This window comes from Stutzerimonas balearica DSM 6083 (assembly GCF_000818015.1).
Lineage (GTDB): Bacteria > Pseudomonadota > Gammaproteobacteria > Pseudomonadales > Pseudomonadaceae > Stutzerimonas > Stutzerimonas balearica.
Genome location: NZ_CP007511.1, coordinates 669,923 through 694,471, shown reverse-complemented (window position 1 = coordinate 694,471; position 24,549 = coordinate 669,923). Strand labels below are relative to the sequence as shown.

Here is a 24,549-nt window from a genome sequence, read left to right as displayed (position 1 = left end):
AAACCTAAGCCAGGTGCCCATGCCTATGAAAACTAGCAATCGCGTTGTGATCGAGGTTGATCCTGCCCAAAAGCAGCAGATCTACGCCGCACTCAAGGCGCGTGGGTTGACCATGCGTGAGTGGTTTCTGCAGCAGGTGAGTCAGGAGCTTTCCATTCCGCAGCCCACCCCACCCTCCAGTCAGTCGAGCAACGATTAAGTATTTCTCAGGGAGTCGAGCAGATGCTCAAGACAGTCAAGCAGGCATGCACATTCAACCCCATCATTCGCGACTACCCAACTAGGCGAAGAGGAAGCCATCAAGCCCTACTGGGTCAATGGCCCTCGCGCGGTCGATCAGGCTGGCTGGAAGAAAATTATCGGGGACAAACCGACCCTGATCATGCTCGATGAGTTGCCGCCCTACCTTGAAAACGCGAGCACTACTGTCATCGGCGGCGGTACGCTGGCTACCGTGAGCACCTACACACTCAGCTGCCTGATGAGCGCCGCTCTGGAGTTACCGCGTTGCTGCATTGTGATTGCCAACCTATCCGGCAGCTATGTGGCTCAGACCAAGGCAATTGCCGAAGCAATCTCTAACCTCCAGCAAGAAGCCAGTCGCCAAGCGAGCACCATCACCCCCGTGCAGTTGGCGGGTACCTGTTCATCCCTAGCGCCTCTCCGCCTTGATGCTGGCAGATTCAGTCTGGCCTCGCGGTTCGACCTACCGAAATATCGGCGGTTACATTGTCCCCAGAGCTTCAGACCCGGCTGTTACCGGCCACGCCTGTCTGGGTAGGGAACGAGTGGTGGAACAGTCGGTTCCGTCGGGCGTTAACCTGCGGAACAGAAACCCATGCGACTTTCAGGTCGCACTGCCGAAATGGTGAGTCGGCCGCGGGAACTGCCCCCGCAGCCGCTCGCAGAACCGTACGTGACACTCTCGCGTCATACGGCTCCCGTTATCCAACCTTGCTGCCCGGTCACTCGCCAGTGATGAAACAGCCGGGGTACCACAGTCCGCATCTTGTCCAGCCATTGGCTAATGCGCCGCTTGCGCCTATGAAGGGCCTTGTATTTTCGTCGGGCCCAGCGTTCAAGCGCGCGGTCAATGTGCTGGAAGATGCCAAGCATGGCTGTCCGATAGAACGAGCCATAGTATTGCCACCACCCCTGTATCACTGGATTGTAGAGCCGAGCCACGTCGACCAGCGTCACGTGGGTTTGGCGATTGAGTCGCCACCTGCGTACCGCTTGCCGCATCCGCTTTAAGGCATCCGCACTCGCTCCCGGAAGGAAGCTCGTGAAGAGCTGGTCTTGTTTGCTGAGCGCCTTCCTCGGCCTAAAGGTGAAGCCGAGGAAGGTAAAGCTCACATGCGGATAACCTGCGCGACGGTTACTGTCCTTGCAGTACACGACTTTCGATTTCTCCGGGTGCATCGTCAAGCCACAGGCAGCCAGCCGTGAAGCAATGGAGCGCATCACGTACTCCGCTTGCTTTCGACTGCGGCAGTGCACCACCGCATCATCGGCGTAGCGGGCAAACGGGCAGTTGGGGCTGGTACGTTGCATCCAGGTGTCGAAGGCATAGTGCATGAACAGATTCATCAGGAGGGGACTGAGCACTCCACCTTGCGGGGTGCCGCGTTCGCGTGGGACGCGCATGCCGTCATCCGTTTCGAACGGCGCAACCAGCCACCGCTCGATGTACAGAAGTATCCAGTCCTCCTTGATGTGCAGGCGCACCGCCTTCATCAGCAACCCATGATTGATCTGATCGAAGGCTGCCTTGATATCAAACTCCACCACCCAGTCGTATCGCCAGCAGCGCTCACGCGTGATCGCCACCGCCTGCTTCGCTGATCGTCCCGGCCGGTACCCATAGGAGTCCGAGTGGAAGATCGAGTCCAGCTCCGGCTCGATGAGAAGCTTGACCACGGTTTGCGCGACACGATCACCAACCGTGGGCACTCCCAGCTTGCGCGTGCCTCCCGATGCCTTGGGAATTTCTACTTGCTTGACCGGAGGCGGGAAGTACGACCCCGACGACATCCGATTCCACAGCTTGTAGAGATTCTTAGACAGATCCCGCTCGAAATCGGCGATGGTTTCATCGTCGATGCCGGCAGCACCGCGGTTGGCCCTGACCTGCTGGTAGGCGTCCCATACCGTGCGTTTCGCTATGTCATAAGGTTTCGCCGAGCTCACGCCACTCATCCCCGGAGGTTGGCAACGCTCGTCGGCCGGATAACGCCGCCCCTTCGCTCCACCTCCATTACAGAGGCTTCATCGCTACTACGGGAAGCTCCGCCCCTCGTTCCAGCATCGGTATTCTTCCTCATGGTGTTGGCCATTTGTCATTTTCCTTCGCATCTGGAACAAGGTTCTCACGTTCCGTACCAAAGCCTGTATGAAGATCATGCCGCCTATACACCGGCTGCCATCGGGTCCGTAAGCAGGTAACGCCCCGACTTGTCCTGAAGCCAGTACTCCACCTCAGTTTCGGCAGCACCTTGGGCATAACGATGCGTCATCGGACGGTTTGCTTTCGCTCATCTTCTCCATACTCACCTGCCATCCTCAGGGATGACTTTTCCTCGGTCGCTCACCACCACACCTTTTGGATGCAGCAGCACCGGGTGGTTTGAAGTCCGCTCCTGCAAGCCGACTTCGGAAGGCCTACTTCCATCTTCGGCACAGCAGCACAGGTCATCTGACCTGTGTTCGTGACACACAATACTGGTTTCCCTTCTTGGTCTGGTGCATTTCCGGGTCGCGCTTGCCGTCCTTGTTCTTGGTCGAACTGGGCGCATTGATCAGCGTTGCATCGACGATGGTGCCCTGGCGCAGCGACAGGCCGCGGTCGCCCAGAGCCATTGATGACAGCGAGGATGCCGGCCGCCAGCTCGTGTTTCTCCAGCAAGCGGCGGAAGTTGAGAATGGTGGTTTCGTCGGGGATGCGCTCCAGGTTCAGCCCGGCAAACTGGCGCAGGATCGTGGTTTCGTACAGCGCTTCCTCCATCGCTGGATCGCTGTAGCCGAACCAGTTCTGCAGCAGATGCACACGCAGCATCGCCATCAACGGGTAGGCCGGACGGCCACCTTCACCCTTCGGATAATGTGGCTCGATCAAAGCAATCAAGCCCTTCCACGGCACCACCCGATCCATCTCGATCAGGAACAACTCCTTGCGGGTTTGCTTGCGCTTGCCAGCGTACTCGGCGTCGGCGAAGGTCATCTGCTTCATCGGGAAACTCGGTGGGTGGAATCCGGGTATTTTGCCAAAATCTGGAAGTCTTCTTCAGAGTTTCCCTAGTGTGCGCTCTCTTGCTTGGATGGCATTACGTTCTGGCCCAACGTTACTGTAGCGAATCCGCAGCAGTATCAATCAAAGCCTCCTGTATCCCGCGTGAAGAAAGACGCTACGTTGCGCCCGTTCTTCCACGGCTTCGCTTGCCGCCCCGCTACGGCAGATTCGAAGTATTCATCGAAATGTCATCCTTTAGAAACAGTGCGTTAACAAGGAATTTCTACCCTTTGCATCGCGAACCGCAATTGTGCGGCCAGCAATATTGCGAAAGGTGATCAAATGACGCCCCATCCGATACAGGACGCCGTGCTGCGGGTCGACCGGTTGAGCGTCGTCTATCCAGGCGGCGTGACAGCCCTACGCGATACCTCGATTGCATTTCGGCGTGGTGAGTTCACCGTGCTGCTTGGTCTCTCGGGCGCAGGCAAGTCGACCTTGCTCCGTAGTCTCAATCGACTCGTCACGCCCACTGGCGGCAGTGTCACCAGCGAACTCGGTGAACTCGGCAGCGGCTCGGCCTTGCGTCAGCATCGTCGGCGTACCGCCATGATCTTTCAGCACCACCAGCTAATCGAACGTCAAAGCGCACTGGCTAATGTGCTTACCGGTCGGCTGGCCTTTCACAACACGCTCCGCTCGCTGTTTCCTCTGCCGCGTGCCGATCAGGAGATTGCGCTCAGTTGCCTCGCTCGGGTCGGTCTGGCAGACAAGGCGCTAAGCCGGGTGGACAAACTGTCCGGTGGCCAGCAGCAGCGGGTAGGCATCGCGCGTGCGCTAGCGCAACAGCCGGCGATCATTCTGGCCGATGAGCCGGTAGCCAGTCTCGACCCGGCCACTTCGGTCCGTGTTCTCGGATTGCTGCGCGACATCTGCAAGGAAGACGGCATCACCGCCATCGTTTCGCTGCATCAACTCGAATATGCCCGCCGCTTCGCCGATCGCGTCGTCGGGCTGGCCGATTCTCAGATCGTTTTCGATGCCGCGCCCTCGGAACTCACCGATGCGCAGCTTGAGCGCATCTATGCAGGCCGCTCTACGACTCAGCCAGCGAATGCTCCGGCTGAACCACCTGTCATGCTCGAACCTTCACTGGAGATGTCCCGATGAAACGCTTATCCGCGCTCTTATTGACTTGCTTGCTGTCCGCTGTTTCAAGTTTGTCCGCCCTAGCGGCCGATGCCGATCCGGATGTGCTAAAGGTTGCCCTGCTGCCGGACGAAAACGCCTCCGAGCTGATCAAGCGTAACCAGCCGCTGAAGGATTATCTGGAAGAGCATCTGGACAAGAAGGTGCAGCTGATCGTAACCACCGACTATTCCTCGATGATTGAGGCGATGCGCTTTGGCCGTATCGACCTGGCGTATTTCGGTCCGCTGTCCTACGTCATGGCCAAAAGCAAAAGCGACATCGAGCCCTTCGCTGCCATGGTCATCGACGGCAAGCCGACCTATCGCTCGGTGATTATCGCCAATGTGGCGTCAGGCGTGAATGAGTATGCCGACCTTAAGGGCAAGAAGATGGCCTATGGTGACCGGGCATCGACGTCCAGCCATTTGATTCCCAAAGCCGTGCTTCTTGAGACGGCCGGTTTGACGGGTGGGCAGGACTACGAACAACATTTTGTGGGCACGCATGACGCCGTTGCCGTCAACGTGGCGAACGGCAACGCCGATGCGGGTGGGCTGTCGGAGGTAATTTTCAATCACGCAGTCGAACGTGGCCTAATCGATCCGAGCAAGGTGAAAGTACTTGGTTACAGCGGCGAATACCCCCAGTACCCCTGGGCGATGCGCTCGAACCTGAGCCCCGAGCTGAAAACCAAGGTGCGGGATGTATTCGTCGGTATCGACGATCCCGAAGTGCTGCGCAACTTCAAGGCCGAGGCCTTCGCGCCAATCACCGACGCCGACTACGATGTGATCCGCAACATGGGATCGCTGCTCGGCCTCGACTTCGCCACGATGTGAGCACCGATATGTCTACTCATTACGACGTGCAGGCGCTGCCTGCAGAGCAACGCGAGCACATCCTTCGAGGCTTCGGCCTCGGTTGGTGGCGCCAGCTGGGGCAGGTGGCGATTGTATTCGGAGTGGTGCTGTTGGCCTGCTGGTACGTGGGGCTGCTCGATGCCACCACGCTGCTGAACGGGCTGCCCTCCATCGCGACCCTGGCAGGCGAGGCCATGCCGCCAGACTTTTCGGGCTATCGAAGCTGGATTCGCCCCTTGATCGACACCTTGGCGATGAGCATCGCCGGTACGGCCATCGCAGTGGTGTTCTCGCTGGTGGTGGCCTTCGTTGCAGCGCGCAATACGGCGCCGCACCCCCTTGTGTTCGGTGTTGCCCGGGTGCTGCTCAATGCCCTGCGGTCGGTGCCGGAGCTGATCATGGGCATCATCTTCGTTGCAGCCGTAGGGTTCGGCGCCTTGCCGGGCGTGCTTGCCCTGGGTCTGCATTCGGTCGGCATGGTCGGCAAGTTCTTCGCCGAGGCCATCGAGCACGTCGACGAAGCGCCGGTGGAAGCCGCTCGGGCGGCGGGGGCTACGCCGATGCAAGTGCTGCTGCACGCGGTTTTGCCACAGGTGACGCCGCAGTTCGCCGACGTGGCGATCTACCGCTGGGAATACAACTTTCGCGCCTCCACCGTGATGGGCATGGTTGGCGCCGGCGGTATCGGCTTCGAACTCATGGGCTCGCTGCGCATCATGCAGTACCAGGAGGTTGCAGCAATCCTGCTGGTCATCCTGGCCATGGTCACGCTAGTAGACGCCTTCAGTGGCGTGCTGCGCAAACGTTTCAAATAGGACAAACCATGCTGCCGAAACTCGTTATAACTCACCGAGTACACGATGAGATCCTGCAACTGCTGGCGCCACATTGCGAGCTGATGACCAACCAGACCGACAGCACGCTGCCGCGCGAGGAAATTCTGCGCCGCTGCCGCGATGCTCAGGCGATGATGGCGTTCATGCCCGATCGGGTCGATGCAGACTTTCTTCAAGCCTGCCCTGAGCTGCGTGTAGTCGGCTGCGCGCTCAAGGGCTTCGACAATTTCGATGTGGACGCCTGTACTGCCCGCGGGGTCTGGCTGACCTTCGTGCCTGATCTGTTGACGGTCCCGACTGCCGAGCTGGCGATCGGACTGGCGGTGGGGCTGGGGCGGCATCTGCGGGCAGCAGATGCGTTCGTCCGCTCTGGCAAGTTCCAGGGCTGGCAACCACAGTTCTACGGCACGGGGCTGGATAACGCTACGGTCGGCATCCTTGGCATGGGCGCCATCGGACTGGCCATGGCTGATCGCTTGCAGGGATGGGGCGCGACCCTGCAGTACCACGAGGCGAAGGCTCTGGATACACAAACCGAGCAACGGCTCGGCCTGCGCCGGGTGGCGTGCAGCGAACTCTTCGCCAGCTCGGACTTCATCCTGCTGGCGCTTCCCTTGAATGCCGATACCCAGCATCTGGTCAACGCCGAGCTGCTTGCCCTCGTACGGCCGGGCGCTCTGCTTGTAAACCCCTGTCGTGGTTCGGTAGTGGATGAAGCCGCCGTGCTCGCGGCGCTTGAGCGAGGCCAGCTCGGCGGGTATGCGGCGGATGTATTCGAAATGGAAGACTGGGCTCGCGCGGACCGGCCGCGGCTGATCGATCCTGCGCTGCTCGCGCATCCGAATACGCTGTTCACTCCGCACATAGGGTCGGCAGTGCGCGCGGTGCGCCTGGAGATTGAACGTTGTGCAGCGCAGAACATCATCCAGGCATTGGCAGGTGCGCGCCCAATCAACGCTGCGAACCGTCTGCCCAAGGCCGAGCCTGCCGCATGTTGAATCCGGTCTGGCTGAAGAGCCTGGTAGCGATCGTTCAAACAGGCAGTTTTCAGAGCGCGGCGAGGGCGTTGGGGCTGGCCCAGCCGACGGTGTCGCAGCACTTGCAGAAGCTTGAAGAGCAGGTCGGCGTAACGCTGGTGCAGCGCAGTCGTAGCGGCTGCCAGCCTACCACACGGGCGCTGGCCTTCATGCCGCATGCGACCGCCTTGCTCGACATGCACGCCCGGGCGCTAGAAGCCCTGCATGGCAATCGTGAGCGCGTCGGGGCCAGCTCCAACATCGGCACCTACCTTCTCCTGCCATTCGTGCGCAACTATCTGACGACCGCAAATGAGAGGGGCGAGGTGGATCTGCGCATCGCCGCCAACCCGGATGTGGCCGACCAGCTACTGGCGGGCCAGCTCGACGCCGCGATCATGGAATGGTGGCTACCTCACCCCGACTTCGAACACCGCCTCTGGCGGGTCGAGCCGCTGGTGCTTATCGTCAGCCCCGACCATGCGCTGGCTGAAGCAGGGTGCATAGAACGTGATCGTCTGGTGGACCTGCCGATGCTGGGAGGTGAACCGGGTAGCGGTACCGGACGGCTTCTGACCGAATACTTTGGCGAACTGGGCGTGCCTCGCAGCGGTATGCAGCTAGGCAGCACCGAGGCAGTCAAACAAGCAGTGAGGGCGGGACTCGGCGTGTCGTTGGTGATGGCTTCCGCAGTACAAGACGAAGTTCGCAGTGGCGCGCTGGTAGCTCTTCCCATCCCGGGGCTTGAAAAGCGTCTCCAACTGATCTGGCGCAAACCTCCCGGAAATCTGCACCCGCCGGGATTTGTGCGGCACTTATTGGAGGAGGCAGATCTAGCTGGATAAGGTGATGGATGGTTGCGATCCAGCGCTTGGCTTGTCAGCCTAGGGAAACTCTGAAAAAGACTTTCTGATTTGGCAAAATACCGCGACCCCACCCACCGAGTTTCCCGATGAAGCAGATGACCTTCGCCGACGCCGAGTACGCTGGCAAGCGCAAGCAAACCCGCAAGGAGTTGTTCCTGATCGAGATGGATCGGGTGGTGCCGTGGAAGGGCTTGATTGCTTTGATCGAGCCACATTATCCGAAGGGTGAAGGTGGCCGTCCGGCCTACCCGTTGATGGCGATGCTGCGTGTGCATCTGCTGCAGAACTGGTTCGGCTACAGCGATCCAGCGATGGAGGAAGCGCTGTACGAAACCACGATCCTGCGCCAGTTTGCCGGGCTGAACCTGGAGCGCATCCCCGACGAAACCACCAGGTGTCAGTTGGTCGAGATTGGGCGAGGAAGTCATGCCGCTGATTGTGCCAGAGCAGGCGATCAGCGCAGATAAAGCGATGGGCTAATGGCCGGCGCTACAGCACTGTGATCGCACCGGCTGCACCAACCCGCTGCCAAGGTAAACCGAGCACCAAAGCCTGAAGCTGCTCGGTGTCGAGTTCAACTTCCGAGCCGCGGTGGATGCCTGGCCAGTGAAACTTGCCCTGGTTCAATCGCCGCGCGGCCAGCCAGATCCCTACACCGTCATGCACCAACACTTTCATGCGGTTGGCGCGGCGGTTGGCGAACAGATAAGCACAGTGCGGCTTCGCCGCACCGAATACCTCCACTACACGGGCCAATGCGGTCTCGGTGCCGGCGCGCATGTCCATCGGCTCAGTGGCAAGCCAGATGCTATCGATGCGGATCACGGGGCAAGCCCCCGGACAAAGCGGGCGCAGCCGTCAGGATCGGACACTGGCCATTTCACTGTGACTGACTGCTCGCCAAGCGATAGCTCAATAATCACCGATGCTGCAGTCGGCCGTTTGGGCGTAGCCCTCAATGGAACGAACGCCGGCAACGCCGCGGGTAGCTGATCTCGGTAAAGCGGTAGCCATTTTCGAATGACGTTGGCGTTGATGCCATGGCGGATGGCAACGCTGGAGACGGTCGCACCCGGTTGTAGGCATTCCTGAACGACCTGGACCTTGAACGGTTCGGGGTAAGAGCTTCGTTGGCGCATGGAAATCCTAACGTTAAGGACGAACGCGTCCGCTTAAAAATACGCGGACACCATCGCCCTTAATGCTGGAGTTCGGAAGGTGACTTGGCTGGACGCTTACCCAAGATCGCAGATTGCAGGTCATTATTCACGGGACGACCATTACGCAGTAAAGCCGGTGCACCCTCAGCCCATGCTATGCAGTCAGGACCACTAGGCGTGACGGGGGCGTAAACCACGCCCAGCACTGGCGTTGCGTTATGCAGCAATCCGATAGAAATGGCAGAGCCCGGCCGACGATTGAGGAAGTCGCCTGTTCCATCATTGGGGTCAACAACCCAACTAAATGGGTGGCCTGATAGCTCGCAGCCCGTTTCTTCTCCGACAAAATCGCAATTAAGGATGTGCTTCAGTCGCTGTCGCAGAAGTACCTCGATTTCAACATCGACGTCTGCCTTAAAGCCACTGCCCCTTGGGCCGTCTGGTCTATTAAGCTCTGACTCAATAAGTAGGCCTGCTTCGTAAGCAAGCTGCATGACGGGTTCAAGAAGATCGCTCAGCCGCAGTCCTGTCATCAGCTCTTTTCCCAGTAGTTACCCTTGCTGACCAAGCCAAAATCCTCAGAGGAAAATGGCTGCTCATCATCGAACATGCCATTGACCATACACTCCCGACGCAATCCACTCAGCACCCTGAAAAAGCAGGGCTCGCAGAGATGCACCCGATAGTGCTTTCCGTCATGCTGTGATCCATATCCCCATTGGGCTTCAAGCTTGCCGTATTGAAGGCCATAGCCAGGGATACGAGTTCCAGAGCGGCACACGTCGCAGATCACATCCTCAACGACATCGACCAATGCCTGCGATTTAATCTCCATGCACACCTCACGATTACGTTCCACACGACGCCGGCCGGTTATGGATTCATGAACACCAACATCATTGGATCAGCCTCGACTGGCTGAGCATTAAAAACAAGCCAGTAGCTGCTGCCGATAATGCTGGGAAAAGCTGACCTGGTAAGCAGGCTCAATTGCAAAGCCACCCAGCGAAATGATGTTCGTAGGCTGCGATCCAATACCCGGTTCTGCACCACCTAACCCCGCACCGTCGAAACCTTCAACATGACCCAAAGTGCCCATCGGCTCAGGCCTGGAGCCTGGAGTAAAACCAGGCATCTGCACATCGTTCAAAACTGCCAGGTCATCAGGCAAGTCATCCGATATTCGCTCCGCAAAACCCTGAAGCGTTGGCTCCGCCAACATGAATAGCCATGCCTGGTCGTCGGACTCACCTGTGCGCCGCAGCACTCGCCCCAGCACTTGCCGGTAATGCAGTTCGGTGCGGATACGGCTGAGATAGCAGCACACTTGCAGGCGGGGAATGTCGGTGCCTTCGCTGATCATTCCGACGGCCACAATCCAGCGGCAGGCGCTGCTCCGGAATGCATTGATCACCTGCTGCGCATCTTGGGTTTTGTTGGTCACGATGCGGCATTCTTCACCCATTGCTTCTAGAGCCAGTGCAACTTGCTGGGCGTGTTCGATGTCTGTGGCCACCACCAAACCAGCGGCATCAGGTTTGATCTGGCGTAGCTCGTTCAGCTTGCTGCAGCCAAGATCGAGGATTGGATTGATCACCTCGTCATGACGCAGAAGTTCCTCATAGGTGACAGGTGACTCCCCTAAAAGCTTGGCGATGCTGGGAAACAGCCTCACGGAGCTATTCGCGCCAAGCTCTTCCGTAAGTTTCACCTTCTGATTGTCGAGCAACACAATGCGAGGTGATCGGCACACGTCGTCGGCAATGGCATCTTTCAAGCCATAACGGTAATCACAGATCAGATGCCCCTCGGGCGAAGAGTAGCGAGCCAATGCGATGGCCTTGTCGTCCGAACGCCAGGGCGTGCCAGACAGGGCCAACGTGAAGACAGCGCGATCCTGTATCCGGTGCAGTATCTGCTGCCCCCAGGCATTGCTGAGGAGCGGATCGTGGCCGGCGCAATGGTGGATTTCATCGAAGACCACAAGCACCCGGTAGTCATCAAGAAGCTGCCAGAATCCCTCATCACGGTATTCCATGGCCTGATAGGTATAGGCCGCCCCCACGGCACCCATCTGGCCATCGAGACGTCTGCCTAGCACTTCCGAAAAAGTCGAACGAAAACCCTCCACGACCTGGCAGGACGGCGCAAAGCACAGCACCAGGTCAATTCTGTCCTGCTGAAGCAGTCGGCTGGTCAGCTCCGCGGCCATGCGCGTCTTCCCGGCTCCCGGCGTTGCCTGGCAGAAGAAGTGCTGCGTGACGGTAAGGTGCTCCAACGCCTTGGTGATGCAGCTGTTCTGCCAGCTGCGTAGCGATCTGCTCATCGTGGCGCTGCGAGCGTTTTGAGGGTCTTTTCTATGGCGCGTAAATGGCCCAGAAGGCGAGAACTGCGATCCCTGGCCTCCAGGTAATCGCCTTCAACCTTGTCGCGCAAATGCGGCATCTCGTCCAGAAGCAGCTTGAATCGCTCTGCCTCGCCCATTGAAGTGAGAAAGTCCAAGCGGATTTCCTTGTGGAGCGCCTCCAACTGCAAATCCGTATTGGCCGGCAAAGCCTCCACGTCGCGTACCGCCGTGTCTGGTTCGGGCACTCCGGCAGCCATAAGGCTGCTCTCAAAACCGTTGTCGATCAGTTCCAGTTGTAGGTGTGCCGGAATCGGCTGCAGGTGGTAGACCTGTCCTCGGACACGACGGTCCTCGTCCAGTGCAACCCAGCCCGCGCGCACTAGTCGACGGATCTGCTCATACACATAGCGTCGCACATCGGCGATACGGAAATGTGTGCCATTCAGGCGAGCAGCATAGGCATCGCGCAGTTCACGGGTCGTAAAGGTTGTACGCCCTGGCTCCTGAAGCAGCTCATACAGACGCCTGTCGAAGATAAACGAGGCCGATTTCATTGAGGCACCAGAAGAGTTAGCGCGAAAGAAATGCGGATTATAATCCGTGACCTGTGCGTCCGCAAACGCACGATAGTGCCGCCTCAAGTTGAATTGAGACGGTCATGGATAAGTTGGCGAAAGCGTTAGGGGAACGCATCCGAGTGCAGAGGAAGGCCTGCCGGATTTCCCAGGATGCACTGGCGCTGGCGTGCAATATCGACCGCAGCTACGTAGGGCGGATCGAACGTGGCGAGGTCAACATCACCGTCGAGAAGCTGTATCGCATCGCAAGCGTGCTTGCATGCGATCCATGCGGCCTACTGCCTCAGGCGTCAGAGCTTTAGCCCACCTGATCGACGCTGGCGCTCAAGAAGGCTTGAAATTGCATTAATGCTGTCGGCCCTAACCTCATTATCCAGACTACTAGCTAGAACATTCCCCGACGCTTGTGATGCTGTCGAGGAGGCGTAAATCTATCAATGATGTAGCCGAACCCGGCGTGACTTGTTCTGACGCTCAGCTAGTTCCAGTTCTCTCACGCGCGCCCATAGCTGGAGGTTCTGTGTAAGCGCTCGATCACGCTGCGAACTGACCATCGCCAGCTCTTTTTCTAAAAACAAAACTTTATCTGCTAAACGTTTAATGCTTTTACCACTTGATGAGCCGCAGCCCTTGTCAGCCTCAGCACGACAAGCCTCGATCTTTGCGAGTAATGGCAAATGTGTTTTGCGAGACTTTTTCAGATAACCACGGTCAAATCCAGCCTCATGACTGACGATGCTCGCGGTAAGTTTGGATAGGTCTAGCCCTACATGCTCGGGCATAAAAGGCTTCCCATCGAGAAGGCGCTGCAAAGCTTCCTGACAGGCACCAACCCCCTTGCTTATTCCTTCACCAGACTTCATGACTAAAGCTCCACAGTGTCGATCAGGCGAGTCTTGAAAACCATTAGGCGCTCAATATCGCCCTTCACAATTTGATATTCGCCTGAGTCTTCTGCGTAGTTTGACAACTCGTTTTTCGCATCCTCAATGGCCGCACTTAACCTGGAGGGCTTGATAATCGCACCCTCGCAGGACAAACATTCAGTATAGTCACCGAGCATGAAGGAATCGCAGCGGCCCACCTTGGTGCAACCACCGAGTAGCGTTGGCCGATAGCTAATTGCACCGTTCTTCACCCGAAGCTCTGTATCGGCACGAATATCTTCAATCTTTATCTCGCCAGCTTCAACACGTTCTTTCTGCCTCTGCATGTATGAACCGGTGCCACCAAACAGCGGTTCTTCTTTGAACAGCAGATCTGCAATCAACTGATTGGCCACCGACATCGGCATGGCCATCTGGAACTCGAAAGCAAAGTGGTTATATGGTAGCACGAAGTCTTTTTTCTTCTCGTCATAGTAGCCAAAAATGGTGCGCAAGTTATCAAAGCCATTCGCATAATAGCGCGCCATCTGAATGGTCATATGCTTGAACTGCGCTCGCAGAGTCGGTAGCGAGAGAAAGCCGCTACTGCTTCCATAGAAGGCCAACGAACGTCGGAATTGATGGCTAGTCAGCGGCCAGGGCTGGCCTACTGCAAAATCTGGCTCATTGTAAAAGTCACGAGAAGGGTCGCTCTGAGCCAACTCTTGTAAATCCTCTGATTGAATCGATAAGGATTTCAAAGCACTGCCCATCGTTGCTCTCAATGTAAAGTCTGTTACACCAACTTCTGCACAATTCTTCGTTTTACACAGGACGGACGGATTGATGAATAGCGGACAACGATCATCCAGTTCAATCCTATAGAGCCGGGCTAAACCACGACAAATCGCCTGGCCAACCTCGACCGCCTTGACGACTTCGCCTGCCGCGAACCATGCGCTTTCTTTCTTGTAACCGCTAAACTTCGTGGTAGTCGATAATATGTGTACTGATTGCGGTTGATCGCGCATAAAACCTTGATCATCAACCACTGAACATCTCACGACTTGATCAGATAAGCAGTTATAAGACATACGCATCACCTCTTGATCACGCATGCCGGTATATAGGTGTATCACCATTCTCACCACATACTGCATCTTGAGAAGGACTCGCTGCAGCTTTCTCTTTTCGGAACAGGCAAACTCACCGACAAAAACCGCAGCCAGACCATATTCCTCTATTGCTTGCTGAATACCGGGGCGATAGCGCGACTTACCACCAACCCCCAAAGATTTTTGACGGTGCGGAGTAAGACCGAAATACTCATCAGCAAAGCACGATATAAATGAATCAATATTCCCAACACCCAAGTAAAGATGATCGAGCAGGTCGCCACAAATATTTATTAAATTCAAATAAAGGCGTGTCGGAATTACCGGATGCTGTTTAGAATCAGGTCTTCTCAAATCAAAAACTCTTGGATTCAGCACAACATACCCTAGGCGTTCCTCGCCCACACTAATCAATCCGTGCAATATCCCACTAAGAACCGTCTTGTCAAAATTACTTTCACTAACAAAAGCCGCTAGATAAACAGGCACGGTAAAAAGCTGCTGCAAGGACAGCACACCAACCATTGACTTCTTTTTCTGCGCATAGCAGAACTTCATAGCGATGCGCAGCACAACCCAATATGAAATAATCGTAGATGCACTCAGCTTACCAATCCGCCCACCGCCAGCGAAATAAATAAGACAATACAGAAGATATTTGGCTTCTTCGATCAGCGCTTGCTGATCATGACCATAATCACCGAACACCATATCGAAGCGTATTCGGCCAATTTTTTTTGCACTCAGCCTGTACGGGTTAAAGTCCCATACAGACTCGCCGTACACTGCCGTTGCATTGCCATACTCAGTGCGACAGATAACAAAATCCGACGCGGGCTTCCCATACAGCTGAGCCGCACTATCTGGCTGGCTGGTGACTGGAAACTGGCCGCTAGAAAAAAGACTACCTATCGACTGAACAGCAGCACTCAAAATACGATCCCCATTTTTTCATAGCGACCCAACCGGACTTCCCAAAACTTAGTTAACTCGCCGTATTCAAACACCTTAGCTTTAACCTTTTCGACTGTCTGTTTCACCGAGCTAGAGCGCTCACTAAGAGCATCGACTATAAACTCGATCCGGATAGATAACTCTTTGAAAAGTGCCTCAGTATGCGCTGCATCGGGGGCCGATTTACGCACGGCATTGACCACGTATTGCAAACTCAGAATTTTATGCAGATCCTCCTCATCGCCGTGACATAAATAGTTTTCGCAGTACAAACAACCATATTGGGTGCGGCAGTTCGGCTCTATAATCAATCCCACATCAGTGGCAGACGTCGGCTTATTGAAATCCTCGCAGTGACCCGCCGCTATTGCGACACTACTTGCTACAGCCTTGCGGCTTCGCTCACGCACAACATGAGCAGCGTGGCGTATTGCATCCCAAAACAGGCTGAACTCGGATTGCTGCTGTTCAGGTGTTGCCTCTGCATAGGTAGAAAGATTCACCGCTTCGGTGTGATTGAGGGATGCCGCTACCGTGGACGGCGACAAACGTGCAGAGTGCATTTCAGTGCTTTTGTGCTTGCGTATTTTACGAGTTGAAAGTCTTGGTACAGTCGGATCAAGAAAGACCCCGCTAATAAACTCATAAAATTTTTCTAAGGAGCTTGTCACGTTAAGATCACCAAAGCTTTTGCAAGTTCTAAGCTGACCAGACGTAGGCATTGCAAAGAATAGTCGCTCATGTCTCGCACCATCCAAAATCCACGCACGCAGCTTTAAATACTCTTTCAGCAGCGACAAACCCGAGCCCCGCCCAATGTTGTAAAGCGTTGACTTTCCGCCAGCCCGAAATTTCACAGCCGACAACTCTTTCTTGAGAGGGGACTTTTCAACTTTGAGTGCGTCTTCGTAACTAAACTGCTCAAATTCAGCCGGAGTGGCACCTGTAATCATAAAAAAAAGGATAGCATAGGCTTTCGCCGCAAGACTCGCTAGATTAAGACGATGCCAGTTGCGCCCATCTTCATTAGCCGCATCCAAAGATGCCTGGGAGCTTCTTAGTTCGCGCGCGACATTATAATTTCTCGGCTTTTTTCGGCCAAGCCTCTCGAAGGCCGCGAAGTATTCTTCGGCCGTAGCAATTCGCCGCTCAGCTGAGTTATATGAAGGAGCAGCATCCTTAAATGGGCTGCTCGCGCCTCGGTTGGACGGAAATATAACAACTTCATAATCTCTAACTCCAACCACGAGCGGGTAAGGTTTTTTATTCAAGATAAAATCACTGCACTGCTGGGCAATGGCAAAGCAAACATCTCTATACAACTCGACATGAGCAGCGCCTGCTGTTGCAGAACCTCTATCTGGAACAATCCTTACTGCACCAGCAAGAATATGGACACTATTATCTGGATAAAGTAATTTGATCAGGCTGGATGCTCTAGTTTGGTAGCTTGACGCGGTCCGGGGCTTCAGCTTTTTATCGGATATTTTTTGATTTAGATGCGCTGTATAATCTCGATATGCCTTTTGAGCATCCACGCTACTGGAAAATATTTCTCGGTAACCCTCAGCGTTCAACCAATCAATAAAATATTCGGTATGGAAGAAATTTGCCAAGACTGACTTATCACGCAGACCGACAAAAGACTCCAAAACTCTCACAATCAGCTCACGACGACTTTCAACGAACGACTCAATCACCAATGGCGTCCCGCGATCATCATGAACACTTTTATTCTTACCACGAATGAGATATGCAAAACTACCAATATCTAACGGCTTCTTTTTAACCTTAACGGTCAGCTGCAATCGCAAACGCTCAGGTTCGGAAAACTCCTGAACCAACTCATTTAGCGTAATAATTTTTGTATTTTCGCGATGCTCTAACAGCTGCCGACTACTCATTCTTGGACCGTCAATTTCATGACTTCGTAGTTACCGTTAAACAATTTCTTCTCCCACACCTCTTGGGCGATGACTTTTTCGTGAGTCATATTGAATAACTTTAGATAGTTTTCAGTTGTTTCCCTAGACTCGTGATGCATACGTTTTTGAATAAAATCAATATCCTCCCCTAATTTCAAAACGCCTTCTTGAACCAACGGTTGCAGGCGCTGGTAGAGTTGATAGGCAAAAGTCGCTCGCAGCCAGTGATATGTAAAATCTTTTGGAAATTGGCTAGAAGCTGTACTCTGCAATTTTCGCTTTATTGTTTCCGTCACCTGCCCTGTCTGTGGCGACCTAACAATTGCGTAACGCGGATCATTTGAAGCCATGTAATAACAATTGCCTTGATCGGAGAGAAACAAATACATATCGTCCTCTTCTATCAACAGACCGGGATGACTGACTTCTAATTGAGCACGAAATTTTTCCCGCCGTCTCCTCATCATCGGACTACGTGCAAGCGTGACCAATTCTTCAGCAAGTTGCTTTGGAACATACAGAACTTGAGTTTTGTCAAATTTCGTATCAATGCCTGTGCGCGGGCCGGCATGCAATTTATAGGCACATTCCGGCACTAGTTTGTCTTCTGTAAATCCTTTCAAATGCTTCAAGCGTATGGTCAAAACACTTTGCTTACGAGCTCCAGTCATCAGAGACGTGAGAAGAATCAACCGCTCAATCGTTGACCATTTCTTTTCATTAATGGCCTCCAAAAGCGCGCCTAACTCAAGATTGGAGAGAGGTCGAAGATCCTCGCCATCTTCACGCACGAATCCCAAAGGAACGGAGCTACTAGGCGGCGTACGCCGCGTTTGGCTGCGCTTTTCAGCATCGATGATTTTCGCGCCTTTTGGGCTCTGCACGATAAGCCGCACTTGCTTGATCGTATCAACACGCTTTAGATCGAGGTAATGCCAATGCTCGGAAACGTACTTATAAAAGTGATAGACCGCAGCGGTATATTGATTGATGACCTGATTACTGCGACGGCCTTCTTTAATCAGGTGATAGAAGTACTTGTAAGTCGGGCGAAGCGAAGGACGGGCACCGGAAAAGTCGAGCCAATCCAGATTGTTATCCTCACAGAATAGGAGGTAATCCAACAGTTTACTGGCACGACGCCTAACATCATCAGTGCGTCGACTTGCAGGAGCCCTATCACGCATGAGACTCAGCAAGTAGTCGTTCGCTTCGTGCCAAGGGTTGCCATTAGCACTAAACAAAAATGGGAAATTGAACAGGGCACGGTCATTCCCTGAACCGACTTCATCGCATTTATAAAGCAGATTGGATTCAGCCCCCTCAAGCGCTGACTCAATAGAGCCGCGAGGCGCTTCACTGACATGCAGGATAGCGAAGGCATCCTGCAAATTCGGGATGAGAATCAGACGACCTTCGTGACGCGGATTGGTGTAGGACATTCGCCCCCCTGATGAATCAGTCAATCCTATATGTTATGCGTCAGTTTACAATCGCTACCTGTCAATCTTTTTGTTGTTAAGCGATTCAACCCAAGGGTCTAACTTATGGAATAGTTTGGGATAGCGGCCTTTGAGGTCCTTCTTCACCTCGGCATAGGTATTGGCCCAGAAGCTCGCCAGGTCTTGTGTCACCTGCACCGGCCGACGGGCCGGCGATAGCAGATGCAGCTTGACCGGCTGGCTGCCGCCGGCGATGCGCGGGGTTTCGGCAAGCCCGAACAGCTCCTGCAGGCGCACCGCCAGCACCGGCGGGGTTTCGCTGTAGTCCAGGCGAATACGCGAGCCGGACGGTACTTCGATGGCTACCGGTGCCAGCTCGTCGAGTTGGCGCGGCAACGGCCAGGGCAGCAGGGTAGCCAGCATTGGCGCCAGGTCGAGCTGGGCGAAGTGGGAGAGCCGCGAAACCTTGCCCAAATAGGGCAACAACCACTCTTCCAGGCGCTGCAGCAGGGCGGCATCGCTCAGCTCGGGCCAGGCGCTTTCGCCCTGGCGCTCCACCTCCAACCGTCGCAGCAGGGCGATGCGCGCCTGCCACTGGCGCAGCTCGGGCGTCCAGGGCAGCAAGGCCAGGCCACGGCGCCGGACCAGCGCCAGCAGCGCCTGGCCGCGCGCCTGTTCGTCAAGGCTCGGCAGCGGCTCGCGTGCCAGCACCAGTTCACCGACCCGGCGCTGGCGCTCGGCACGTAGGACGCCCTCGCGCTCGTCCCAGTCGAGTTCATCATGCAGGCGCACCTGCTCGCCGAGCACGCCATCGAACAATCCCGCATCGAGCGCCACGGCGCGATAGATGCGTTCTTCGCGCTGGCCCTGCTGACTGCCCAGCTCGGCGATCACCAGCCAGGGCTGCTTCATCAGCCCGTCAGGCTCGACGAACTGCGCCGCTCGACCGTTGGCCAGCCGATAGCTTCCGCCGCCCTCTTGGCGCTGGCGGGCGACGCGATCCGGATAGGCGAAGGCAAGCAGTGCCGCAAGCGCCTGCGCCTCGCTCAACGGCGCCGCTGGCAGGTCGGTATCGGCCGGCAGCAGGCTACGGAACTGCCGGGCGAGCTGGCGCACGCGCTGGACGTCCGCGCCGCGCCCGGCCTCCAGTGCTTGCATGCGCAACGCCAGATCGGCACCGGCGCCTCGCAGGATGTCGCGCTCGACCAGCAGGGCGGCGAGCGACGCGGCCACCCCAGGCCAGCCGAGGGCATGCCCGCGCAGCAGCATATGCGCCAGGCGCGGATGCGCCGGCAGCGTCGCCATGCGCTGGCCGTGCGCCGTGATCTGCCAACCACCGCGCGCGTTGCGCTGCAACGCGCCGAGATCGGCCAGGAGTGTCTGCGCCTGGGCATAGGCGGCTGGCGGCGGCATGTCGAGCCAGCTCAGCTCGGCCGGTTCCGCTCCCCAGCGCGCCAGCTGCAAGGCCAGCGACGCGAGATCGGCCTGCAGCATCTCCGCCTCGCCAAAAGCCGCCAGCTGCGCATGCTGGTCTTCCGACCAGAGCCGATAGCAGCTACCCGGCTCCAGGCGCCCGGCCCGACCGGCTCGCTGGGTTGCCGAGGCACGCGAGATACGCCGGGTTTCCAGGCGCGTCATGCCGCTGGCCGGATCGAAGCGCGGTACCCGCGCAAGCCCCGCATCGACCACCACGCGCACACCTTCGATGGTCAGGCTGGTCTCGGCGATGTTGGTCGCCAGCACGACCTTGCGCCGGCCGGGCGGGGGCGGCTCGATGGCGGCACGCTGATCGTTGAGCTGCAATTCGCCATGCAACGGGCAGAGCAGGATGTCCTGCCGCTCGGCCAGCCGCTCGCGCAGGGCCTCGTGAACGCGCCGGATCTCTCCCTGCCCAGGGAGGAACACCAGCAGGCTGCCGGCCTCCTCGTCGAGCGCCTGCAGCACCGTCTGCACCACCCTGGGCTCGACGCGTTCGCCTGCTCGCCAAGGCGCGCCCCAGCGCACCGCCACCGGGTGCATGCGCCCTTCGCTGCGCACCAGCGGCGCGTCAGCGAGCAGCGCCGAGAGCCGCTCGCCCTCCAGCGTGGCGGACATCAGCAGCACCTTCAGCGGCTCGTCGCGCAGCAAGACGCGGGCATTGAGCGTCAGGGCCAACGCCAGGTCGGCATCGAGGCTGCGCTCACGCATTTTGCCATTCGCATGGATTTATCATTAGATACCTAAACCCAGCAAATACGGGATCTTCCACCCCAAAGCAAGGACAAGAATTCGTTGACAATCATCAGCAGCACCCTGTTCTTACCCAACTATCCATTCCGAAAAATTTCGGAGCCCCTAGCCAAGGCCTTTCAAACCCACGCGTCGTCGGAGTTGATTAACGTTCCGCTGAAGCTGCTCGAGTGCTACCTCCAACTCATCGAGGCAGAACTCTCCTACGTCCATCTGTCGAGTCGAAGCTGCGAGCCGATCATCATCGGTTTTGTCGGTGCATTGCGATCAAGAACTTTGGCCGATAGCAAAGAGCCTGTTCGGATTCGCTGGGCTCGACGTTTCGTAGAAACACTTACAAGTCTGCGCGACGAAATTCCAGGCATGCCCAATTTCGACTATTTGATGGCCGACCTCGAAGAAGGGAAAGAACTCTGGGATTCCCAGCAGAAAAAATTGAACCCATTGGCCTTGCGCTATTGGAACGGATGGCAAGTCGACTCCCTAAAAGGAGTACCAAGTTTTCTCGCGCTGGGAGAACTATGGCACTCCCATGGCCCTGAGTTTACAGAAGAGTACTACCGGACATGGAAGACTTTTTCGGCCAAGCAAGCAAGATGCAACACCACATTGTGCAACAAGCTGGCCAGCTATTTATCGAAGAACTCTTTGGAGTGGCCAACTACAACCTTCCAAAACCCAGAAAATATAAAATCATTCTTTTTGCACTTCATGAAGGAGCACTTCTTAACCGCATATAGAGAAAATCTAAATATACCAACCCAGATAAAAACGTGGAACAGGTTCATATCGAACTGCGAAGAGGCCTTTATACAATCAGGAGTTTGGGCAACCCCTTTTGGGGATGGACTACCACGGCCCATCCGCCCCAAACAACACAGAGCGCAAACAAGAGTGTCCGTGTCTGATGAGGGGGTGGAAATCCATGAAAAACTTATCACTAGAGTCCCTCTCGAAATAACTGATAACGAGGCAATAGAAATATTATTCAAAAGTATCCACAAAGACATCGAAACCGTAAAATCCTGGGCAACAGAACAAGCCAATGAACTTTACTCGAGAGTCCAACTTCGTATACTCGCAACCACACGGATAAACTCCTCGGAAATCAAACCTCGAAAAGGCTGGCAGCGTCGGAGTTACGATCACGAATCAATTTGCGCGATTTTTCAAAGCAACGGCTTTCCATCCTCGCGCATGGACTTCGAACACCAATACGGATACACCATATTATCTGCTGATGTCGCAAATATACTTGGACTTCCGGCTGCTGGCACTCTTTATCCCTACCAATGCTTACTGGTAGCAGAGCACAATGAGATCACAGAATCTTTCCTTAAGAATTTTCGTTTGTATGACGACAAAGGTAGAAGATCCGGCTTTGTGAAAACCGACACCGGGTATCAGTTGGTCGGCTTCAAGGATAGAAGAGGTGGAAAGCTAAGCGAGCAGAAAATACAACTAAACGCGAACTCAACAAAGCGAATCTTCGAAGTAATAAAGATCACAGCACCGTTAAGAAAATATCTCAAGGGAATTGGCGACAGCCGATGGAAGGAGTTATTCCTGACCTGCGGGAAGGGTTTCGGTCACCCGCGGAGCGCTGTAATTCCGACTTGGAACAAAGCGCTATTCGATAAACACACACGGATTTTTGAACGACTTGCACAACAATTTTCAAATCATACTTCCTTGAGGGGTACTGAACTAAAAAATTTCTTATCTCGAGTCACCCTTTCTAGTCTTCGAGCCTCATGTGGGGTAGAGGTATATTTAAAAACCCAAAGCGTCGAAGCCATGTCCAAAGCGCTCGGCCACGCAAACCACGACTGCCTGCAACTTTCTCACTACCTGCCCGAGTCAATACTAGCCTTCTTCCAAGCCCGCTGGATAAGAATTTTTCAGCGCGGCTTAATCTGTGACGCGATGAAAGATAGCAGCTTCCTCATAGAGGCCGCAGACTTCGAGACAATGGAAGAGTTAAATCTATTTCTTAAGAACCATGCACTAAAAGACATCCCTGACCACCTGGTCAACCCGGAGAACACTCAAACAACTGAACCCTATTCAGCGAATCAGTACTCAGAGGTCTACATCTCAGTGGATCCAGGGATAATGACCGCCCTCGTATCATTAGAGAAAGCAGTGGCTACAGCGGAACGACCCGAAGAAGTGACAGGAGTAGCACGATACTGGGCAGATCTAACGAAGGCCGTTGTTGCCGAGATCAGAAGGGATAATGACGCACTACTGAAAGACCACCTTTATGTCGCCGAGCAGAGGTGTAACCCCCGCAGAATGGAGAAGTTGATATATGAATGTTGAATTACCAGCAGAGCTAGACTTCCTAAAAGCGTTCTACACCGACCCTAGGACAGAATACAAAAAATCAAGTTGGTTGCTGAGTGATTTCGACTTGCACATATGGAAATATGATTTCAATTTTGCGACCCCCAACACGATCAACTGGGACATTACATTAGACGACGAAACTTCTCTGCTTGCCCAAAAAAACAAGCCATTACTAGACGGGCTAAAGTATTTTTTAACAACATCTACACGTTCTGTTCGAGGATCGGCGATCGAATTAGGTTCACTAGCCGCACAGATGACGATGTTTAACAGGGCCATTCACGTTGCCGATTACATTCTTCTGAATGCAAAAGAATATCAGCTATCCAGATTCGGATTGGCTGGAATCAACAGCCATCACATGAAGAGAATGCTAGACGTCTTCTCAAGCGTCAACGGTTCGGAAGAGTCGGTTTACGAGTGGACCAAGACTATCAGCAAATTTTGTTTAAGCTTAATAAACACTTCCAGTTCTATCGAACTCGATAGCATTCTAGATCAATATCCACGAATGCGCATTGTGACTGACGAACAACTAGATGAGCATCACCTGGAAATACCTTTTGATTTAATACCTTATGCAAGAGCTGCCTTGCATTTGCATGGATATTATAAAAAAAGATCAACTGCTGGAGTCCGCACCCCTAACACCTTGCAGCTAGCGAAATCGCTTTATGCCAACACACTGAAAGGCGGGCATCTAAAACTAAAAACATTAAGCTCATTAGAATTCTATACTGATAATGAGAGAGAAATAATATCGAGAGAGTATCCCGGTTCATCGGTCAGGACAGGTGACCATGAAGCAATGACATCCGGTCCATTTCGCGCCTACAGATTTTTAACATACAACCTTGGAATTCTTCATGAAATTGGGCTTCCAGCTCCCGAAGTATCAGAGCTGAAGCAGATACTTGATTATGAACCATCACTCTCTGAAGCTGCTCGGTTTCGGACGCTGCCGTACCCAATAGTGAGAGACGCCTTCAGAAAATCAATCGAGTACCATTTCAAGTATGGAGAACTTCTAATAGAAGGTTTCTGCCGCATGGCAGAGCATTGCAACCTCAATGGAATTGCCCCTACGCAACTTACCAATGGAGAGTTACAAGACATTATGCCCCCTGAGCTTATCGACATGGGAATTAGGAAGCTTGGGCTTGTATGTCAAACGGTGTCTATTAGGCACGGCGCACTGAGAAAGCAGTCAAATTACTTCATAGAACTCAGAAATAATGTGGGACTGATTGAGTGCTTACGCATCTATATTGGATGTGTCCAGATGGTAGTTGGAACAATCATGGCTCGCCGAATAGGAGAAATGCTCGATTTGCACTCGACTGACTGCCTAGATAAAAGCGAAAGATGGTTGATCTTCTTAAATAGAAAAAGCACATCCAACCTGTTCGGCATAAGACAACGCCAAGCACGCCCAATCGAACCCATTGCCGTAAAAATGATTAAAAACTTAATTTCCATGCAGCAGAGACTTTTAAAAAGCGGATTCATAACTGAAATGACTAGCCTCTTTGCCCCCCCCCGGACTCCTCGGAAATGCCGGGCTTAGTCAGCAAACAATGTAT

General features: G+C 54.7%; 21 protein-coding genes and 2 pseudogenes. 10 read left to right on the top strand and 13 right to left on the bottom strand.

The window, feature by feature from the left end; all coding sequences use genetic code 11:
* The first annotated feature begins 25 nt into the window (after positions 1 to 25).
* On the top strand, positions 26 to 199 hold the full coding sequence (locus CL52_RS21305) for a hypothetical protein (protein WP_016712140.1): 174 nt from the start codon (positions 26 to 28) through the stop codon (positions 197 to 199).
* A gap of 731 nt (positions 200 to 930) precedes the next feature.
* Here the strand turns inward: CL52_RS21305 and ltrA are convergent.
* The gene (gene ltrA / locus CL52_RS03125; RefSeq protein ID WP_010562502.1) at positions 931 to 2,199 is read right to left on the bottom strand and encodes a group II intron reverse transcriptase/maturase; all 1,269 of its coding nucleotides are present in this window, start codon (positions 2,197 to 2,199) and stop codon (positions 931 to 933) included.
* A gap of 519 nt (positions 2,200 to 2,718) precedes the next feature.
* Positions 2,719 to 3,229 (bottom strand): annotated as a pseudogene (locus CL52_RS03120) (IS5-like element ISPst7 family transposase); the annotation flags it as partial.
* Between the two features lie 342 nt (positions 3,230 to 3,571).
* Between CL52_RS03120 and phnC the strand changes: the two are divergent.
* The 6 genes and pseudogenes from phnC to CL52_RS03090 form a co-directional block, all read left to right on the top strand.
* The gene (phnC, locus tag CL52_RS03115; protein ID WP_003118432.1) at positions 3,572 to 4,399 is read left to right on the top strand and encodes a phosphonate ABC transporter ATP-binding protein; all 828 of its coding nucleotides are present in this window, start codon (positions 3,572 to 3,574) and stop codon (positions 4,397 to 4,399) included.
* Positions 4,396 to 5,259, top strand: a complete 864-nt coding sequence (phnD, locus tag CL52_RS03110) for a phosphate/phosphite/phosphonate ABC transporter substrate-binding protein (protein WP_010562501.1) — start codon at positions 4,396 to 4,398, stop codon at positions 5,257 to 5,259. Before phnC ends, phnD begins: the two co-directional genes overlap by 4 nt.
* 8 nt (positions 5,260 to 5,267) lie before the next feature.
* The gene (phnE, locus tag CL52_RS03105) at positions 5,268 to 6,095 is read left to right on the top strand and encodes a phosphonate ABC transporter, permease protein PhnE (protein WP_010466252.1); all 828 of its coding nucleotides are present in this window, start codon (positions 5,268 to 5,270) and stop codon (positions 6,093 to 6,095) included.
* 8 nt (positions 6,096 to 6,103) lie between these two features.
* Positions 6,104 to 7,114 (top strand): phosphonate dehydrogenase PtxD, encoded by a 1,011-nt coding sequence (gene ptxD / locus CL52_RS03100; protein WP_003127732.1) that lies wholly within the window; start codon positions 6,104 to 6,106, stop codon positions 7,112 to 7,114.
* Positions 7,108 to 7,977, top strand: coding sequence for a LysR family transcriptional regulator (locus tag CL52_RS03095; RefSeq protein WP_003127731.1), 870 nt, complete (start codon positions 7,108 to 7,110; stop codon positions 7,975 to 7,977). The genes ptxD and CL52_RS03095 overlap by 7 nt, the downstream gene beginning before the upstream one ends.
* Before the next feature lie 107 nt (positions 7,978 to 8,084).
* Positions 8,085 to 8,390, top strand: a pseudogene (locus CL52_RS03090) (IS5/IS1182 family transposase); the annotation flags it as partial.
* A gap of 97 nt (positions 8,391 to 8,487) precedes the next feature.
* Here CL52_RS03090 and tnpB read toward each other — a convergent pair.
* The 6 genes from tnpB to CL52_RS03070 form a co-directional block, all read right to left on the bottom strand.
* Entirely contained in the window at positions 8,488 to 8,823 is a 336-nt protein-coding gene (gene tnpB / locus CL52_RS21420) for an IS66 family insertion sequence element accessory protein TnpB (RefSeq protein ID WP_010562499.1), read from the bottom strand.
* Positions 8,820 to 9,137 carry an IS66-like element accessory protein TnpA gene (gene tnpA, locus CL52_RS21680; RefSeq protein WP_010562498.1) on the bottom strand — a complete coding sequence of 106 codons (318 nt, stop codon included), beginning with the start codon at positions 9,135 to 9,137 and terminating at the stop codon, positions 8,820 to 8,822. Before tnpA ends, tnpB begins: the two co-directional genes overlap by 4 nt.
* 59 nt (positions 9,138 to 9,196) lie before the next feature.
* Complete coding sequence (locus CL52_RS20520) at positions 9,197 to 9,691, bottom strand: inositol monophosphatase family protein (RefSeq protein ID WP_017340928.1); 495 nt, start codon at positions 9,689 to 9,691, stop codon at positions 9,197 to 9,199.
* On the bottom strand, positions 9,691 to 9,993 hold the full coding sequence (locus CL52_RS03080) for a hypothetical protein (protein WP_049950372.1): 303 nt from the start codon (positions 9,991 to 9,993) through the stop codon (positions 9,691 to 9,693). Before CL52_RS03080 ends, CL52_RS20520 begins: the two co-directional genes overlap by 1 nt.
* 90 nt (positions 9,994 to 10,083) lie before the next feature.
* Positions 10,084 to 11,484: a DEAD/DEAH box helicase gene (locus tag CL52_RS03075; protein ID WP_031634501.1), complete on the bottom strand. Its 1,401-nt coding sequence runs from the start codon at positions 11,482 to 11,484 to the stop codon at positions 10,084 to 10,086.
* Positions 11,481 to 12,059 (bottom strand): VspR family transcription factor, encoded by a 579-nt coding sequence (locus tag CL52_RS03070; protein WP_003127304.1) that lies wholly within the window; start codon positions 12,057 to 12,059, stop codon positions 11,481 to 11,483. The genes CL52_RS03075 and CL52_RS03070 overlap by 4 nt, the downstream gene beginning before the upstream one ends.
* 104 nt (positions 12,060 to 12,163) lie before the next feature.
* Here CL52_RS03070 and CL52_RS03065 point away from each other — a divergent pair, with 104 nt between their 5' ends.
* The gene (locus CL52_RS03065) at positions 12,164 to 12,385 is read left to right on the top strand and encodes a helix-turn-helix domain-containing protein (protein WP_010562496.1); all 222 of its coding nucleotides are present in this window, start codon (positions 12,164 to 12,166) and stop codon (positions 12,383 to 12,385) included.
* Positions 12,386 to 12,517: 132 nt separating this feature from the next.
* On the opposite strand, the gene CL52_RS20515 is transcribed toward CL52_RS03065, so the two are convergent.
* Genes CL52_RS20515 through hrpB form a run of 5 tightly spaced genes read right to left on the bottom strand, consistent with a single transcriptional unit; the run spans position 12,518 to position 20,572 of the window.
* Positions 12,518 to 12,946: a hypothetical protein gene (locus CL52_RS20515; RefSeq protein WP_010562495.1), complete on the bottom strand. Its 429-nt coding sequence runs from the start codon at positions 12,944 to 12,946 to the stop codon at positions 12,518 to 12,520.
* Positions 12,947 to 12,948: 2 nt separating this feature from the next.
* Positions 12,949 to 14,997 (bottom strand): hypothetical protein, encoded by a 2,049-nt coding sequence (locus CL52_RS03060; protein ID WP_043218438.1) that lies wholly within the window; start codon positions 14,995 to 14,997, stop codon positions 12,949 to 12,951.
* Positions 14,994 to 16,922: a hypothetical protein gene (locus tag CL52_RS03055; RefSeq protein ID WP_003132543.1), complete on the bottom strand. Its 1,929-nt coding sequence runs from the start codon at positions 16,920 to 16,922 to the stop codon at positions 14,994 to 14,996. The genes CL52_RS03060 and CL52_RS03055 overlap by 4 nt, the downstream gene beginning before the upstream one ends.
* Positions 16,919 to 18,385: a site-specific integrase gene (locus CL52_RS03050; RefSeq protein ID WP_003132541.1), complete on the bottom strand. Its 1,467-nt coding sequence runs from the start codon at positions 18,383 to 18,385 to the stop codon at positions 16,919 to 16,921. Before CL52_RS03050 ends, CL52_RS03055 begins: the two co-directional genes overlap by 4 nt.
* A 54-nt stretch (positions 18,386 to 18,439) precedes the next feature.
* Positions 18,440 to 20,572, bottom strand: coding sequence for an ATP-dependent helicase HrpB (hrpB, locus tag CL52_RS03045; RefSeq protein WP_043218436.1), 2,133 nt, complete (start codon positions 20,570 to 20,572; stop codon positions 18,440 to 18,442).
* An 84-nt stretch (positions 20,573 to 20,656) separates the two neighbouring features.
* Here hrpB and CL52_RS21020 point away from each other — a divergent pair, with 84 nt between their 5' ends.
* On the top strand, positions 20,657 to 22,939 hold the full coding sequence (locus CL52_RS21020; protein WP_015275584.1) for a hypothetical protein: 2,283 nt from the start codon (positions 20,657 to 20,659) through the stop codon (positions 22,937 to 22,939).
* The gene (locus CL52_RS21015) at positions 22,929 to 24,533 is read left to right on the top strand and encodes an integrase (RefSeq protein ID WP_139229580.1); all 1,605 of its coding nucleotides are present in this window, start codon (positions 22,929 to 22,931) and stop codon (positions 24,531 to 24,533) included. Before CL52_RS21020 ends, CL52_RS21015 begins: the two co-directional genes overlap by 11 nt.
* Positions 24,534 to 24,549 lie beyond the last annotated feature (16 nt).